This is a genomic window from Kitasatospora sp. NPDC001119 (assembly GCF_053598475.1).
Genome location: NZ_JBSFKI010000007.1, coordinates 23,869 through 38,506 on the forward strand (window position 1 = coordinate 23,869; position 14,638 = coordinate 38,506).

At 74.1% G+C, this 14,638-nt stretch carries 16 protein-coding genes and 1 other RNA gene; 10 read left to right on the forward strand and 7 right to left on the reverse strand.

The annotated features are described in order from the left end of the window. The first annotated feature begins 70 nt into the window (after positions 1 to 70). Together ACWDD9_RS10555 and ACWDD9_RS10560 are read left to right on the forward strand one after the other, a co-directional pair. Positions 71 to 1,093, forward strand: coding sequence for an ATP-binding cassette domain-containing protein (locus ACWDD9_RS10555; protein WP_049652785.1), 1,023 nt, complete (start codon positions 71 to 73; stop codon positions 1,091 to 1,093). Next, a complete protein-coding gene (locus tag ACWDD9_RS10560; RefSeq protein ID WP_074000854.1) occupies positions 1,090 to 1,923 on the forward strand; it encodes an ABC transporter permease in 834 nt (277 codons plus the stop codon). The genes ACWDD9_RS10555 and ACWDD9_RS10560 overlap by 4 nt, the downstream gene beginning before the upstream one ends. Positions 1,924 to 2,093: 170 nt before the next feature. On the opposite strand, the gene ACWDD9_RS10565 is transcribed toward ACWDD9_RS10560, so the two are convergent. Continuing rightward, positions 2,094 to 5,447, reverse strand: coding sequence for an ATP-binding protein (locus ACWDD9_RS10565; RefSeq protein ID WP_449811379.1), 3,354 nt, complete (start codon positions 5,445 to 5,447; stop codon positions 2,094 to 2,096). Positions 5,448 to 5,631: 184 nt separating this feature from the next. Between ACWDD9_RS10565 and ACWDD9_RS10570 the strand changes: the two genes are divergently transcribed. Then, positions 5,632 to 6,447, forward strand: a complete 816-nt coding sequence (locus tag ACWDD9_RS10570; RefSeq protein ID WP_049660242.1) for a site-2 protease family protein — start codon at positions 5,632 to 5,634, stop codon at positions 6,445 to 6,447. Positions 6,448 to 6,466: 19 nt separating this feature from the next. Here the strand turns inward: ACWDD9_RS10570 and ACWDD9_RS10575 are convergent, their stop codons facing one another. Both ACWDD9_RS10575 and npdG read right to left on the reverse strand, forming a co-directional pair. Next, entirely contained in the window at positions 6,467 to 6,655 is a 189-nt protein-coding gene (locus ACWDD9_RS10575) for a hypothetical protein (RefSeq protein ID WP_074000852.1), read from the reverse strand. Positions 6,656 to 6,773: 118 nt separating this feature from the next. After that, positions 6,774 to 7,466, reverse strand: coding sequence for an NADPH-dependent F420 reductase (gene npdG, locus ACWDD9_RS10580; protein WP_049660247.1), 693 nt, complete (start codon positions 7,464 to 7,466; stop codon positions 6,774 to 6,776). Between the two features lie 47 nt (positions 7,467 to 7,513). On the opposite strand from npdG, the gene ACWDD9_RS10585 reads away from it, so the two are divergent. Next, positions 7,514 to 8,215: a hypothetical protein gene (locus ACWDD9_RS10585; protein ID WP_387819742.1), complete on the forward strand. Its 702-nt coding sequence runs from the start codon at positions 7,514 to 7,516 to the stop codon at positions 8,213 to 8,215. An 86-nt stretch (positions 8,216 to 8,301) separates the two neighbouring features. After that, positions 8,302 to 9,639 (forward strand): MFS transporter, encoded by a 1,338-nt coding sequence (locus ACWDD9_RS10590; protein WP_074000850.1) that lies wholly within the window; start codon positions 8,302 to 8,304, stop codon positions 9,637 to 9,639. Positions 9,640 to 9,668: 29 nt separating this feature from the next. Here the strand turns inward: ACWDD9_RS10590 and ACWDD9_RS10595 are convergent, their stop codons facing one another. Continuing rightward, positions 9,669 to 9,896 (reverse strand): hypothetical protein, encoded by a 228-nt coding sequence (locus ACWDD9_RS10595; protein WP_049659898.1) that lies wholly within the window; start codon positions 9,894 to 9,896, stop codon positions 9,669 to 9,671. Positions 9,897 to 10,029: 133 nt separating this feature from the next. On the opposite strand from ACWDD9_RS10595, the gene map reads away from it, so the two are divergent. After that, the gene (gene map, locus ACWDD9_RS10600) at positions 10,030 to 10,875 is read left to right on the forward strand and encodes a type I methionyl aminopeptidase (RefSeq protein WP_049659897.1); all 846 of its coding nucleotides are present in this window, start codon (positions 10,030 to 10,032) and stop codon (positions 10,873 to 10,875) included. Positions 10,876 to 10,897: 22 nt separating this feature from the next. Here map and ACWDD9_RS10605 read toward each other — a convergent pair whose 3' ends face one another. Next, positions 10,898 to 11,593, reverse strand: a complete 696-nt coding sequence (locus tag ACWDD9_RS10605; RefSeq protein ID WP_049659894.1) for a bifunctional DNA primase/polymerase — start codon at positions 11,591 to 11,593, stop codon at positions 10,898 to 10,900. A gap of 413 nt (positions 11,594 to 12,006) precedes the next feature. Between ACWDD9_RS10605 and ACWDD9_RS10610 the strand changes: the two genes are divergently transcribed. Beyond that, positions 12,007 to 12,225, forward strand: coding sequence for a hypothetical protein (locus tag ACWDD9_RS10610; protein WP_053112518.1), 219 nt, complete (start codon positions 12,007 to 12,009; stop codon positions 12,223 to 12,225). Positions 12,226 to 12,287: 62 nt separating this feature from the next. After that, the gene (locus tag ACWDD9_RS10615) at positions 12,288 to 12,485 is read left to right on the forward strand and encodes a hypothetical protein (protein ID WP_380776478.1); all 198 of its coding nucleotides are present in this window, start codon (positions 12,288 to 12,290) and stop codon (positions 12,483 to 12,485) included. A gap of 93 nt (positions 12,486 to 12,578) precedes the next feature. On the opposite strand, the gene ACWDD9_RS10620 is transcribed toward ACWDD9_RS10615, so the two are convergent. Then, the gene (locus ACWDD9_RS10620; RefSeq protein ID WP_117487491.1) at positions 12,579 to 13,304 is read right to left on the reverse strand and encodes a PadR family transcriptional regulator; all 726 of its coding nucleotides are present in this window, start codon (positions 13,302 to 13,304) and stop codon (positions 12,579 to 12,581) included. A gap of 154 nt (positions 13,305 to 13,458) precedes the next feature. Between ACWDD9_RS10620 and ACWDD9_RS10625 the strand changes: the two genes are divergently transcribed. Next, complete coding sequence (locus ACWDD9_RS10625; RefSeq protein ID WP_074000845.1) at positions 13,459 to 13,857, forward strand: ACT domain-containing protein; 399 nt, start codon at positions 13,459 to 13,461, stop codon at positions 13,855 to 13,857. Between the two features lie 103 nt (positions 13,858 to 13,960). Next, complete coding sequence (locus ACWDD9_RS10630; RefSeq protein WP_049658025.1) at positions 13,961 to 14,218, forward strand: hypothetical protein; 258 nt, start codon at positions 13,961 to 13,963, stop codon at positions 14,216 to 14,218. Between the two features lie 20 nt (positions 14,219 to 14,238). Here the strand turns inward: ACWDD9_RS10630 and rnpB are convergent. Beyond that, positions 14,239 to 14,636, reverse strand: an RNA gene (gene rnpB / locus ACWDD9_RS10635) — RNase P RNA component class A. Positions 14,637 to 14,638 lie beyond the last annotated feature (2 nt).

Consider the following 14,638-nt stretch of genomic DNA (forward strand, 5'->3'; position numbering starts at 1 on the left):
TGACAGCGAACCGACAGCGCACCGCACCGGCCGACAGGGAGCTGACAGCCGGGGCGGACAGCCTGGGGGCATGACACGAATCGCGACAGCCCCGAACGACCGGGGAACCACTTCCGGGAACGCCGTGGAGGTGCGGGGCATCGTCAAGCACTACGGCGAGACGAAGGCCCTCGACGGGGTCGACCTGACCGTCCGGGAGGGCACCGTGCTCGCCCTGCTCGGCCCCAACGGCGCGGGCAAGACCACCCTGGTGCGCGTCCTCTCCACCCTGATCAAGCCGGACGCCGGCACCGCGTACGTCGGCGGCTACGACGTGCTGCGCCAGCCCAAGCAGCTGCGCCGCACGATCGGCCTCACCGGCCAGTACGCCTCCGTGGACGAGCTGCTCTCCGGGTACGAGAACCTCTACCTCATCGGCCGGCTGCTCGACCTCCCGCGCCGGGAGGCCAGGGCCCGGGCCGCCGAGCTGCTGGAGCGCTTCTCGCTCACCGAGGCCGCCAAGCGGACCGCCAAGACCTACTCCGGCGGCATGCGCCGCCGCCTCGACCTGGCCGCCAGCATGATGGGCCGCCCCCGGGTGCTCTACCTGGACGAGCCCACCACCGGCCTGGACCCGCGCACCCGCAACGAGGTCTGGGACGAGGTGCAGCGGATGGTCGCCGAGGGCAGCACCGTGCTGCTGACCACCCAGTACATGGAGGAGGCGGAGCAGCTCGCGAACGAGCTGACCGTCATCGACCGCGGCCGGGTGATCGCCAACGGCGCCGTCTCCGAGCTCAAGGCCAAGGTCGGCGGCCAGACCCTCCAGGTCCGCCCGGCCCACCCGGCCGAGCTGCCCGAGATGGCCCGCTGCCTGCACGAGAGCGGCGTCCTCAACGCCACCGTCTCCACCGACACCGGGCTGCTCGCGGTGCCGATCACCGGCGAGGAGCAGCTGACCGCGGTGATCGGCGTACTCGGCACCCGCGGCTTCGCCATCGCCGGCATCGACACCAAGGTGCCCAGCCTGGACGAGGTCTTCCTCGCCATCACCGGCAAGCCCGCGTCCGCCGCCGTGCCCGCCCCCAGCCTCGCCAAGGAGCCCGTCGCATGACCACCGCCACGCTCACCCCCTCCCGGGCCCGGGACACCCGGCCCCCGGCGGAGGACTCCCGGATCGGCCTGACCGGCACCCTGCGCCACGTCGGCGCGCTGACCCGGCGCAACCTGATGCGGATCAAGGCCGACCCGGAGTCGATGTTCGACGCCGTGCTGATGCCCGTCATCTTCACCGTGCTGTTCGTCTACGTCTTCGGCGGCGCGATGGCCGGCGACCAGGACACCTACAAGCAGTACCTGATCCCCGGCCTGCTCGGGCAGACCGGCCTCACCCTCGCGATGGCCGTCGGCACCGGCCTCAACAGCGACTTCCAGAGCGGCGTGATGGACCGCTTCCGCACCCTGCCGATCGGCCGGGCCTCCGTCCTGCTGTCCAAGATCGTCGCCGAGACCCTCCGCGGGCTGCTCTCCTTCGCGATCCTGATCGGCTTCGCGATGTGCATCGGCTTCGAGGTGAAGACCGGACCGCTGGAGGTGCTGGCCACGATCGGCCTGGCCCTGCTGTTCGGCATGTCGATCGTCTGGATCTCGATGCTGCTGGGCATGGCCCTGCGCAGCGCCCAGGCCGTCCAGGGCGTGGCCATGCTGGTCCTGATGCCGATGCAGTTCGGCAGCTCGATCTTCGCCCGGACCGACACCATGCCGGGCTGGCTGCAGTCCTTCACCAAGGTCAACCCGCTCTCGGCGCTGGCCGACGCCTCCCGCTCCCTGCTCAACGGCACGGGTCCGGTGGCCCACCCGGTGATGATCGTGCTGATCTGGTCGGCCGCCGTGACCGCCGTCTTCGCCCCGCTGGCGGTCGCCCGGTTCCGCAAGCGGACCTGACCCCCATGACCACCGTCGGCTCCCCCGGCCCTCGCCGGGGAAGGCCGCCGGGCAGGACGGCCGGCCGCCCCGGACAGGCGCCGGCCGCCGTACGGGCCCGTGCGGCCGGTGACCAGGGGACGGGCACCGGCCGTACGGGATCCGACCGCCCGGGCCCGACCGCGCCGTGGCTAGCCGAGCAGCCCCTCCAGCAGCTCGAAGACCTGCTCCTGGGTCATCCCGACCCCGCCGGCCCGGGCCTCCTCGTACCCCGCGTCCCCCAGCGACTCCCGCAGGGCCGCCTCCGAACGCGCCCGCTCGACCCGGTCCAGGTAGCCGCCCTTCGGGCCGTTCAGCCCGCCGTGGGCGCCGGCCAGCACGGCCGCCGCCCGGGCCCGCCCGAGGTCCCCGTCGCGCTGGGCGAAGCTGCCCAGCACCGCCGTCACCGCGGGCACCACCATGACCGTCATGTGCTCGGCGAAGCCGCTCGCGGCCGTCACCGCCCGCAGCTGCCGCCAGCCGGCGCGCAGCAGGTCGAGCCCCGCCTCCGGGTCCCCGGCCCGGGCGGTGATCCAGCCGCGGGCGCTCATCAGCATCCCGGTCACCAGGCTCGGCGCGAAGCCGCCGACCCGGACTATGTCCAGCTCGTCCAGCTCGGCCAGCGCCTGCGCGAACTCGCCGCGGTGGGCGTGGATGCCGCAGAGCGTCAGGTGGCCGAACATCAGCGCCCCGGTGGTGGCCTGGTTGAGGCCCGGGGTGTCGATGGAGGCCAGCGCCTCGCGGACGACCCGCTCGCCGTGCTCCATGTCCTGCTCCAGCAGGGCGGTGCCCAGGTTCACCCGCAGGATCGGCACCTCCTGCGGCGCCCCCAGCTCCTCGATCAGCTCGATCGCCCGCGCGTACGCCTCGGCGGCGGCCGCGGCCTCGCCCCGGTTGGCCAGCGACTCGCCGTGCGCGGACAGCGCCTGGGAGATCCCCCAGAGGTCGCCCGACTGCTCGTACAGCTCCAGCGAGCGGGCGCCGTCCTCGATGCTCTGCTCGGCGCCGCTCGGCCAGTCGTTCATCATCCTGGCCCGGACCTGCAGGATGAACGCCAGGTCGCTCGGCCCGCCGTACTGCTCGCAGCCCTGGACGGCGTCGTCCATCAGGTCCTTCATCATGTCCAGGCGGCCGGCCAGGAAGGCGCCGAACACCCGCATCAGCGCCGGGAAGCGGTAGGACTGCGGCAGGTCCGGGGTGTAGGCGTCCATCAGCCGCTGGGCGACCTCGATCGCCTCCGGGTCCCCGAGGACGTCCAGGTTGCCCTCGAACAGCCCGATCAGCCGGAACATCGCGAGCAGCCGGCGGGCCTCCTCGACCACCGCCGTCGGCAGCGGCAGGTCGTACGCCAGCACGCCGCGCTCCAGCGGCACCGCCTGCGGGGCGTCCGGGCCGAACGGGTCCGGGCCGAGCGCGGCGATCGCGGTGTACCAGGTGCGCGCCTCCATGCTGTAGCCGCGCAGCGACCAGTACCAGCTCATGCCGATGGCGAGGAGCAGCGCCTGCTCCTCGTCCCGCAGGTCGATCGCGCGGCGCAGCGCCGTCCGGATGTTGTCCTGCTCGCGCTCCAGCACCGTCAGCCAGTGCAGCTGCCGGGGGCCGTGGATCTCCGCGTCGGCGGCGGCGAGCAGGGTGCGGAAGTGCGCCAGGTGGCGGGCCTCGGTGGCGGCGCGCTCGGCGGCGGACCCGGCGAGGCGCTCGGTCGCGTACTCGTGGATGGTCTCCAGCATCCGGTAGCGCGGCAGGCTGGCCCCGTCCAGGTCGGCCACCAGCAGGGACTTGTCGACCAGCGACAGCAGCAGGTCGGCGACCTCGCCGGGGGCCACCTCGACGCCGTCGGCGCAGACCGCCTCGGCGTCCTCCAGCTGCCAGCCGCCCGCGAACACCGAGAGCCGGCGCAGCACCGCCCGCTCCCGCTTGCCCAGCAGGTCCCAGCTCCAGTCGACCACCGCGCGCAGCGTCTGCTGGCGCGGCAGCAGGGTGCGGCTGCCCGCGGTGAGCAGCGCGAACCGGCCGTCCAGCCGGTCGGCTATCTGGCGCGCCGTCATCACCCGCAGCCGGGCCGCGGCCAGTTCGATGGCCAGCGGCAGCCCGTCCAGCCGGCGGCAGATCTCGGCGCAGGCCTCCGGGTCGCCCTGCGGGTCGAAGCCGGGACGGGCGGCGGCCGCGCGCTCGACGAACAGCCGCAGCGCGACCGGGTCGGGCAGCGGCTCGACCGGCAGCACCGTCTCCCCGGGCACGCCCAGCGGCTCGCGGCTGGTGGCGAGCACCGTCAGCCCGGGGCACTCGGCGAGCAGGACGTCGGCGAGGTCGGCGGCGGCCTGGATCAGGTGCTCGCAGTTGTCCAGGACGAGCAGCATCCGGCGGTGGCCGCAGTGCTCGACCAGCCGGCGCACCGGGTCCTCGGCCCGCTTCTCGATCACCTCGGCGACCATGCTGGTGCTGTGCAGCACGATCTCGCGCAGGCCGAGCGCGGAGACCACGGCGGCGGGCACCGCGTCCGGGCTCTCCAGCGGGGCGAGTTCGGCCACCCAGACGCCGCCCGGCCAGCCCCCGGCGGCCTGTTCGGCGCGCCCGGCCTCGGTCGAGAGGCTGGTCTTGCCGGAGCCGCCGGGGCCGGTCAGCGTCACCAGCCGACGGTCCGTCAGCATCCCGCGCAGCGCGGCGAGATCGTCCTCGCGGCCGACGAAGCTGGTCAGCCGGCCGCGCAGGTTGCCGACGGCGCGCGGGAGTTGGGGGGCGGCGGCGGGTACGGACGCGGGCGCGGGCGCGGCGTGGACCGGCTCCGGCGCCTCCGGGGCGAGCAACTCGGCGTACAGGGACTGGAGTCCGCGGCCCGGGTCGGCGCCGAGCTCCTCGGCCAGGGCCCGCCTGGTCCGCTCGTAGTGGCGCAGCGCCTCGGCCGTCCGTCCGCTCTCGTGCAGCGCCCGGATCATCAGCAGCTGCAACGACTCGTCCAGCGGCTGCCGTTCGCACAGCTCGGCCAGCTCGGCGACCAGGTCGGCGGCGCGGCCGAGGCCGAGGTCGGCGGTGATCCGGTGGCGGCGGGCCTCCTCGCGCTGGGCCTCCAGCCGGACGGCCGGGCCGGTGCGGTCCGGCAGGTCGGCCAGCGCGGGGCCGCGCCACAGCGCCAGGGCGGCGCCCAGCCGCTCGGCGGCGAGCGCGTGGTCCCCGGTGTCCAGGGCGCGGCGGCCCTCGCCGGTCAGCCGCTGGAAGTCGGCGAGGTCGGTGGCCGGACCGGTCAGCCAGTACCCGGCCGGGCCGGAGCCGACCTCGTCCCGGCCGATGGTGCGGCGCAGCCGGCCGACCAGGGTCTGGAGCGCGGCGGAGGAGTCCTGGGGCGGCTCGGCCTCCCACACCTCGTCCACCAGCAGGTCGGCCGGCACCGGCCGGCCCTGCCGGAGGGCCAGGGCCGCGAGCAGGGCCCGTAGCCGGGCGCCGCCGATCGGTACCGGGGTGCCGTCGTCGTGGTGGGCCGTCGTGGTTCCGAGGATGCCGTAGTGCACCGGACCATTCTGGTCGATCGGCGGGGGAAGGGCCGCACAATTGTGCAGGGCCCGGCGCCCCGGCGGAACCGACCCCGGGCCCTCGGACGTTCACCGGAGGCGGCTTGTCCGGCCACCGGCCCGCCCGGCATGATCGGTCCCTGCCGGTCCTTCCCGTTCCCTCTGCCCACGGAGCACCCACACCATGACCTTCGCCGCCACGCCGCGCTCCCGCAGCGAGGACCGCCGGATCAGCCCGGTGTTCTGGGTGCTCCTGGCCGTCCTCGGCACCTCCGGCTGGGCGGTGTACCAGGGCTACGGCAACGCCTCGTTCGGGGTGTTCCTGTTCGTGGTCGCGGGCTGGATGGTCTCGCTCTGCCTGCACGAGTACGCCCACGCGCGCACCGCGCTGCACGGCGGCGACATCTCCGTCGGCGCCAAGGGCTACCTCACGCTCAACCCGCTGAAGTACGCCAACGTGCTGCTCAGCTTCGTGCTGCCGATCGTCTTCGTGATCCTCGGCGGCATCGGCCTGCCCGGCGGCTCGGTCTGGATCGAGCGGCACCGCATCCAGGGCCGGCTCAAGCACAGCCTGATCTCGGCGGCCGGCCCGCTGGTCAACCTGCTCATCGCGGCGGCGCTGCTGGTCCCGATCGGCGCGGGCTGGCTGGACGACCCGACCGTGCACGCGTTCTGGGAGGGCCACGAGCTGATCATCTCGCCGTTCTCCGGCGCGCTGGGCTTCCTCGGCTTCCTCCAGCTGAGCGCGGCGGTGCTGAACCTGCTGCCGGTGCCCGGACTGGACGGCTACGGCATCGTCGAGCCCTGGCTGTCGTACCAGACCCGGCGCGCGATCGAGCCGTTCGCGCCGTACGGGATGCTCGCGGTGTTCGCGCTGCTGTGGCAGCCCCAGGTGAACGAGTTCTTCTTCGGGATCGTCCACGGCCTGATGAACCTGTTCGGCGTGGACCAGGACTACGCGACGCTCGGCCGGTACCTGTTCAGCTTCTGGAAGAACTAGCCCTGCTCGGCGGCCGGCGCTACTCGGCGGCGGCCGCGGTCGCGGCGGCGATCCTGGCCCGGCGGCGGTCCATCCACAGCACGTTGCTGGCCACGCCGGCCAGCGGCAGCCAGATCAGGCCCAGCCAGAAGCCCTGGACCAGCGAGACCACCAGGGCCACGAGCGCGAGGACGACGGCGGCCAGGGCGAAGCGGGACGTGCGAGGCATGGCGGAGGGCTCCTAGAACGGGTGCGGGCGGCCGGGTCACGGCCGCCACCCATTGTCGCCGACCTCACCTCCGGACCGGGTCCAGGGGTGAGGTCGACACGCCTCTGCCCGGATCCGCTCAGACGTCGGTGATCCGCAGGCCCGCGTGGGCCTTGTACCGGCGGTTGACCGAGATCAGGTTGGCGACCAGCGCCTCGACCTGGTGGGCGTTGCGCAGCCGGCCCGCGAAGATGCCGCGCATCCCGGGGATGCGGGCGGCCAGGCCCCGGACGACGTCGGTGGCCTCCCGGTCGTCGCCGAGCACCATGACGTCGGTGTCGATGCTCTCCACCGACTCGTCCTGCAGCAGCACCGCCGAGAGGTGGTGGAACGCGGCGGTGACCCGGGAGTCCGGCAGCAGCGCGGCGGCCTGCTCGGCGGCGCTGCCCTCCTCCGGCTTCAGCGCGTACGCGCCCTGCTTGTCGAAGCCCAGCGGGTTGACGCAGTCGACGACGATCTTGCCCGCGAGCTCCTCGCGCAGCGCGGTCAGGGTGGCGGCGTGGCCGTCCCACGGGACCGCGATGATCACCACGTCGCTCTCCCGGGCGACGGTGGCGTTGTCGGCGCCGCGCACGCCGAGGCCCAGCGCGGCCGCCGAGGCCTCGGCCCGGGCGGCGTCGCGGGAGCCGATGATCACCTGCTGGCCGGCCTTGGCCAGCCGCAGGGCGAGTCCTCGCCCCTGGTCGCCGGTGCCACCGAGGACACCGACCACCAGCTGGGAGACGTCCGGGACCTCGTGGGCCGGGTTTGTCGCTGAATCGAGGGAAGTCATGGGCCGATCCTGCCAAATCCCCGGCCCGGCGGGACATCCTGGCCCGCATGGACGCGGTGAGAGTTTCGGCACTCCGGGAACGGCTGACGGGAACGGGCTGGCTGGAGGAGGTCGGCGGCTTCGCCGGCGCGCTGCGCCGCTCCGTGGAACGGCGCAGCGCGAGCGGGCTGCTGCTGGTCGGCACCGAGGCGTACGAACCCTGGCACCTGGCCGCCCACCTGGACGACGAGGCCGCCTGGTCGGACGTCCCCCGGCTGGCGCCCACCCTGCTGCGGCACAGCCCGCCGGCCGACGCCCCGGCCCACCTGACCCACGACCTGCGGCGGCTCACCGAGGCCGGGCGCGGTGACACCGTGCTGGTGGTGGTCCCCCGGGCGGCCGGCGCCGCGCTGCTGGAGCGGGTGCACGACGCCCGGCGGCGCGGCGCGACCGTGCTCGCGCTGGACGGGGGCTCCGCTGACGCCGACGGGTCGGACGGACCGGACGGGCTCACCGCACCCGACGGGACCGGTACGTCCGGCGGGCCCGGTGCGTCCGGCGGCCGCGGCGAACCCCACGGCCTCGACGAACTCCGCCGGCTCGCGCACGAGCGGCTGACCGTCGGCACCGCCGCCGAGGGGCCGTTCGACCTCGCCCAGCACCTGGTCAGCGTCGCCGCCGGGCAGCGGACCGGCCGCCGCTCCGTCCGGGACCGGCTCGCCGACCTCGCCGGGCGGCTGGCCTCGGGGCCCGCGATCACCCGCTGGTGACCCCGTTCACCACCCGGCCGAAAAGTTCACGCCCCGGTCGAAAACCCTTTGCGGAAGCGGTGGCCGCCGCCCGAGGATGACGGTTCGTGAACGTCGACGAACCCCCGCATCCCCCCGTGCCCGGGCGCGCCCGGAGGCTGCTGCGCTCGCTGACACCCGACCTGTCGCCCTGGCGCGCCTCGCGCGACTTCCGCTACCTGTGGACCTCCGGCTGCGTCACCAGTTTCGGCGGCTTCCTGACCCTCGTCGCCGTGCCGATGCAGATCAAGGAACTCACCGGGTCCTCCTTCGCGGTCGGCCTGATCGGCGCCGTCGAACTGGTGCCGCTGATCGTCTTCGGCCTGTGGGGCGGCGCCCTCGCCGACGCCCTGGACCGCCGGAAGCTGGTGCTGCGGGCGGAGGTCGCGCTCGGCCTGCTGGCCGGGCTGCTGCTGGTCAACGCCCTGCTGCCGCACCCGCTGCTCTGGCCGATCTACCTGGTCGCCGCGCTGGTCGCGGCCGCCGACGGCATCCAGCGCCCGGCGCTGGACTCGCTCCTCCCCCGGCTCGTCCCGCACCAGCACCTGACCGCCGCGTTCGCCCTCAGGTCGCTGTACCACAACGCCGCTTCGGTGGCCGGCCCCGCGCTGGCCGGTGTCGTGGTGGCCTTCGCCGGGGTGCAGACCGCGTACGCGCTGGACGTCCTCTCCTTCGCCCTCTCGCTGCTGCTGCTCGTCCGGATCAAGGCGGTGCCGCCGCCCACCGGCGCCGAACGGCCGTCCGTCCGGGCGGTGCTCACCGGGGTCCGCTACGCGTGGAGCCGCAAGGACCTGCTCGGCACCTACGCGATCGACGTCTGCGCCATGCTGTTCGCCTACCCGGTGGCCGTCTTCCCGTTCCTGGCCTCGGAGTTGGGGGCGGACTGGGCGCTCGGCCCGATGTACGCGGCCTCCGCCCTCGGCGCCCTGCTGGTCGGCGCGACCAGCGGCTGGACCTCCCGCGTCCACCGGCACGGGCGGCTGCTGGTGGTCGCCGCCGTCGGCTGGGGCGCGGCGATGGCGCTCGCCGGGCTCACCGCGCACATCGGGCTGGTGCTGCTCGGCCTGGCGCTGGCCGGCGGCGCCGACGAGATCAGCGGGCTCGCCCGCTCGACCATGTGGAACCAGTCCATCCCCGACGAGCTGCGCGGCCGGATGGCCGGCGTGGAACTGCTCAGCTACTCCGTCGGCCCGCAGCTCGGCCAGGTCCGGGCCGGCACCATGGCCGGGCTGGTCGGCGTGCGCGCCGCCGTCTGGGCGGGCGGTGCCGCCTGCGTCGTCGCCGTGCTCGCGGTCGCCGCCGCCCTCCCGAAGCTGCTCGCCTACGACGACCGCACCGACCCGAACGCCGCGGCCGTGCGGGCCGAACACGAACGCGCCGCACGGGAGGCCGCGCCGACCGCCTGACCGGGGTCGGGATCGGGGTCCCGCCGTGGTTACTCGGCCTCGTCCTTGGGCCGGTCGCTCCAGCGCGGGTCGTTCCGCCACTCGCGGTTGCGCTCGTCCGCGATCCGCAGGGCCTGAGCGGCCTCCTCGGGGCTGCCGTACGGGCCCAGGCGGTCCTTCGCCGGGCACTCCGGGCCCTCTTCGACCTTGTTGTGCTTGATGCAGTAGAACCACTCGCCGGGTTTGCCGGTCGGCTTGCGGTTGAATCCGAGGGGCATGGCGCTCTCCCGTTCAGAAGGCCAGAAGGATGGGTCGGTACCGATCATTCCCCGCCCCGGGCCCGGCCGCACACCACCCGGGGTCGGCCGCACACCACCTGGGGCCACGGAGCCCGACGACTAGACTCGCGGCATGGCTCTCGTACCCGGCATCCAGTCCCCCACCCGCAAGGTCCCGGCGCACATCGCGCGCCCCGAGTACGTCGGCAAGCCCGCGCCGACGCCGTACACCGGGCCCGAGGTGCAGACCGCCGAGACGATCGAGAAGATGCGGATCGCGAGCGGGATCGCCGCCCGGGCGATGGCGGAGGCGGCCAAGCTGATCGCCCCCGGCGTCACCACCGACGCGCTGGACGCCGTCGCCCACGCCTACATGTGCGACCACGGCGCCTACCCGTCCGACCTCGGCTACCGGGGCTTCCCCAAGTCCGTCTGCACCTCGATCAACGAGGTGATCTGCCACGGCATCCCGGACTCGACCGTGCTCCAGGACGGCGACATCGTCAACATCGACGCCACCGCCTACATCCACGGGGTGCACGGCGACCTCAACGCCACCTACCTGGTCGGCGACGTGGACGAGGAGTCCCGGCTGCTGGTCGAGCGCACCCGGGAATCCCTCGACCGGGCGATCAAGGCGGTCAAGCCGGGTCGTCAGATCAACGTCATCGGGCGGGTCATCGAGTCCTACGCCAAGCGCTTCGGCTACGGCGTGGTGCGGGACTTCACCGGACACGGCATCAACACGTCGTTCCACTCCGGCCTGATCATCCCGCACTACGACAGCGAGCGGGCCACCGAGGTGATCAAGCCGGGTATGACCTTCACCATCGAGCCGATGCTGACCCTGGGCACCTACGACTACGAGATCTGGCCGGACGGCTGGACGGTCGTCACCAAGGACCGCAAGCGCACCGCCCAGTTCGAGCACACCCTGGTGGTCACGCCGACCGGCGCGGAGGTCCTCACCCTGCCGTGACCGGCGTCGCCCGGTGGGCGCCCTAGCCGATCAGCCACTGCTCCTCGGCGACGGCGCCCACCTCGGTGCAGGCGTCGGTGAGCACGTCCAGGACGCGCAGCGGGTCCGGCAGCGGCTGCTCGGGCCCGCGCAGCCACCGCACGTGGGAGCCGTCCGGCAGCGCGGCCGGCGGCAGCAGGGTGTACGAGCCGCGGCAGTGCCAGCGCAGGCCGGGGTGCTCGGACATGGTGTCCGGGGTGGAGTCGAGCGCGCTCGGCCACCACTCGTCCTCGTCCTGCGGGGTGCCGCGGGTGGCGGTGAAGAAGAGGTAGCGGTCCTCGCCGACGGCGGCGACGGGGCCCTCGACGCCCAGCGCCGTCAGCCGCTCCAGCGCCAGCCGTCCGGCCTCCGCCGGGACGTCCAGCACGTCGTGCACCCGGCCGGTGGCGGTGATGAAGTTCGCCTCCGGATCGCGGGAGAGCCAGCGGGAGAGCTGCTCCGGGTCGGTGGTGGCCTGGGTCTGCCAGGCGAAGGAGACCGGGTGCTGCGCCGGGGCCGGACAGGCCACCCGGTCACAGGAGCACCGGTAGCCGGCCGGGTGGGCGGCGGGCGCGAGCGGGAATCCGGCGCGGACCGCGCCGAGCAGCTGATCGAGGTCGGCGGCCGGCCCGTCCGGGCCCCCCGCCCGCTGACGATCACGCTTCTGCCACCAGGTCGTCCACCTGCTGCCGGCTTCCATCGGGCCCCTTCCGCGCAACTGCCGTGCCTGGTGCGACACAGCGTTCGACGTACCACTCCGACGCAACGCACGGCGCCCCCGTCTGCTTCCCGGGGTGCTCGGCCCTGACGTCGGCGCCCTGCCGGCCGCGGCCCGGGGTCACCGGACGGCCGACGCCCGGGTCACGGTACGCAGTCGCGGCAGCACGCTGTCCGCGCCAAATCGGCCGGAGGGCGCGCGGATTCGCGCCTCGCCCGGCCCGTACGGGCCCGCTGACCCGGGTGGACCCCGAGGGCGTAACAGGAAGGATAAGGGTGCGGAGGGCCTCCGGATGACCGGGGGCGGTGCCTCTCCGGTCACACTCCCGGCGACGGCCGCGGGTGCGGCCCACGGGTGCGCCCCGGGCTCGTCCGCGGAGGTGAGACCCTGGAGGGATGAAGAGCGCGGACACCGCATTCGTCGGCGGCCCCCTGGACGGGAAGATCCTCCCCATCCCGCTGGGGCCGATGCTCGGCGTGCCCAAGAAGTACAAGGTCCCGGTCCCCGCGCACGGCGGGACTCCCGCGCGCACACTGGTGTACGTCCGGAGCAAGCAGGTTCGGGGCCTGAGCTGGTTCTGGCGCTACGAGTACGACGAGGCGGCCTCCGGCTGACGGCCGCCCCCTCCCTCCGCGGTCCCCCCGGAGGTCGGCCGCAGTCTCCCCCGGAGGTCGGCATGGCGAGGACGGTACGGCACCCGCGGGACCACTCCCGGGCGGTCCGGCACCACAACCGGGAGGTCGCCGGCGTCACCGGGGTGCTGCTCCTGGCGGTGTGCCTCTACAGCGTGGTCATCGAGCCGAACGCCTGGCTCTGGTTCGGCTGGGCGGTGCTGCTGCTGGTGTGCGTGGCCCTGTTCACGGTCCGGCCGTGAGGCCCTCCCCCCGGCCGCCCGGACCGCTCGGGCCGACCAGGCCGCCCGGACGGCTCGGGCAGCAGCACCGCCCGTCCCGCTCCCCCCGGTCGGTCAGTCATCCTCGGCGAGGATGAGGTACAGCTTCTTGCGGGCCTCGGTCAGCACCGTCAGGCCCTTGGCGCGCTGCGCCTCGGTGCCCGTGGCCATGACCTGGCGGATCGCCTGGTCGACGGCGGCGAGCGCCTGGCCGACCTCCTGGACGGCCTCCCAGTCGACCTCCCGGCCGGCCTCCGCCCACGGCTCGGCCGGCCCGGCGTCGGCCTCGGCCCGGCCCGCCTCGGTGAGCGAGACCAGCCGCTTGCCGCCGACCTCCTCCGCGGTGATCAGGCCCTCCTCCTCCAGCAGCTGGAGGTTGGGGTAGATCGACCCCGGGCTGGGCCGCCAGGCCCCGCCGGTCCGCTCGGCGATCTCGGCGATCATCTCGTAGCCGTGCATCGGCCGCTCCTTGAGCAGCGCCAGCAGCGAGGCCCGGACGTCACCGCGCCGGGCCCGCCCGCCGCGCCGCCCGTGCGGGCCACCGCGCCGGCCGCCGTGCCCGCCGAAGCCGTGCCCGTACGGGCCGCCCATCGGCCGGCCGGGACCGCCGCCACCGAACGGCGGGCCGAACCCGCCGAACGCCTCCCGGCCCTCGAAGCCCTCCCCGGGCATCCCCCGGAACTCCGGCCCCGGGCCCGGCCCGCGGCGCCGACCGCCGCCGCCGAGGCCACCGGGGCCGCCACCGTCACCGCCGCGCGGGCCCTCCCAGCGGAATCGCCTTCCTTGACGTTCTGAGCGCATCGCGCCCACCTCCTCGAATCTCTGAGGTTCAACGAGGCAGTCGAGTCACTGTCTCGATAGTTCGACGATATATCGGTGACTGTCGCTCGTCAACGGATTCCGACACGCCCACGGAGCACCGCGCAGCCCCCGCCCAGCCGCTACGGTGGCGGGCATGGCCGCAGAACGAGACCTCGCGACGCTGCTGCGCGGCATGAGCCCGCAGCTCAACCCCGGGCGGTACGTCTACTGCACGCTCCCCGCCCGGGTGCCCGCCGGCATGCGGCCGGTGGTGACCGTCGCCGAACCCGAGGGGGTCACGATGGTGATCGCCCAGGAGGAGGCGGACGCGCTCGGGCTGCGCTACGAGTACGTGGCGGCCTGGATCACCCTGCGGATCCACTCGGCGCTGGAGGCCGTCGGACTGACCGCCGCCGTGTCCGGCCGGCTCGCCGAGGAGGGCATCAGCTGCAACGTGGTGGCCGGCTTCCACCACGACCACCTGTTCGTCGCCGCCGCCGACGCCGACCGCGCCGTCCGCGCCCTGGAGGACCTCGCCGCCGGCTCCGCCTGAGCCCCCGCCCGCCCCCTCCGGGTGGCCGCCGCCGACCGGGCCTTCGACACTGGGAGACGAGCCGCCCCGCCGGGGTAGGCCCCACCGGAAGGAGACGGCCGCCATGGCCATCTGCGTCACCTGCGGCAACGACTACTGGCTGGCCTTCGAGATCAGGACGGTCACCGGCGACACCTACACCTTCGACAGCTTCGAGTGCGCGATGGAGAAACTCGCCCCGCGCTGCGAGCAGTGCGACGTCCGCATCGTCGGCCACGGCGTCGAAGTCGCCGGCATGTTCTTCTGCTGCGCCAACTGCGCCCGCGTCAACGGCGGCCTCGGCGACCAGATCCGCGACGCGGTCGGCGCCCGCCCCGCCTGACCGGCGGGCGGGAAAGGGGGCGGAAGAGTCGGCCTGTACGCCGGGTTCTGTCTCCCGGGTTGCTTGCGCGGCCCGGGGAGGCGGCCATCCATCTAGGGCTGCCGTTGCCGACAGCCTCGTGCGGTCCACCCGCGGACTCGGGCGAGCAGCCTTCAATCGTCCGCGCACGGCGCCCGAGGGCGCCGATCTTGACCTTGCTCCAGGTGGGGTTTACCTAGCCGGCCGGGTCACCCCGGTCGCTGGTGGTCTCTTACACCACCGTTTCACCCTTACCCACCACGAAAAGCGGTGGGCGGTCTGTTTTCTGTGGCACTGTCCCGCGGGTCACCCCGGGTGGGCGTTACCCACCACCCTGCTCTGTGGAGCCCGGACGTTCCTCGGCGGGTCTGGGACCCGTCGCGACCGCCCGGCCGGCTCTTC

Bases quoted from the DNA above. Each gene is read 5' to 3' on its own strand.
- ACWDD9_RS10615 (WP_380776478.1), top strand. From the start codon at position 12,288: ATGGCGAGGACGGTACGGCACCCGCGGGACCACTCCCGGGCGGTCCGG.
- ACWDD9_RS10555 (WP_049652785.1), top strand. From the start codon at position 71: ATGACACGAATCGCGACAGCCCCGAACGACCGGGGAACCACTTCCGGG.
- ACWDD9_RS10630 (WP_049658025.1), top strand. From the start codon at position 13,961: ATGGCCATCTGCGTCACCTGCGGCAACGACTACTGGCTGGCCTTCGAG.
- npdG (WP_049660247.1), bottom strand. From the start codon at position 7,466: ATGACTTCCCTCGATTCAGCGACAAACCCGGCCCACGAGGTCCCGGAC.
- ACWDD9_RS10560 (WP_074000854.1), top strand. From the start codon at position 1,090: ATGACCACCGCCACGCTCACCCCCTCCCGGGCCCGGGACACCCGGCCC.
- ACWDD9_RS10610 (WP_053112518.1), top strand. From the start codon at position 12,007: ATGAAGAGCGCGGACACCGCATTCGTCGGCGGCCCCCTGGACGGGAAG.
- ACWDD9_RS10625 (WP_074000845.1), top strand. From the start codon at position 13,459: ATGGCCGCAGAACGAGACCTCGCGACGCTGCTGCGCGGCATGAGCCCG.
- ACWDD9_RS10605 (WP_049659894.1), bottom strand. From the start codon at position 11,593: ATGGAAGCCGGCAGCAGGTGGACGACCTGGTGGCAGAAGCGTGATCGT.
- ACWDD9_RS10570 (WP_049660242.1), top strand. From the start codon at position 5,632: ATGACCTTCGCCGCCACGCCGCGCTCCCGCAGCGAGGACCGCCGGATC.
- map (WP_049659897.1), top strand. From the start codon at position 10,030: ATGGCTCTCGTACCCGGCATCCAGTCCCCCACCCGCAAGGTCCCGGCG.
- ACWDD9_RS10620 (WP_117487491.1), bottom strand. From the start codon at position 13,304: ATGCGCTCAGAACGTCAAGGAAGGCGATTCCGCTGGGAGGGCCCGCGC.
- ACWDD9_RS10585 (WP_387819742.1), top strand. From the start codon at position 7,514: ATGGACGCGGTGAGAGTTTCGGCACTCCGGGAACGGCTGACGGGAACG.
- ACWDD9_RS10575 (WP_074000852.1), bottom strand. From the start codon at position 6,655: ATGCCTCGCACGTCCCGCTTCGCCCTGGCCGCCGTCGTCCTCGCGCTC.
- ACWDD9_RS10595 (WP_049659898.1), bottom strand. From the start codon at position 9,896: ATGCCCCTCGGATTCAACCGCAAGCCGACCGGCAAACCCGGCGAGTGG.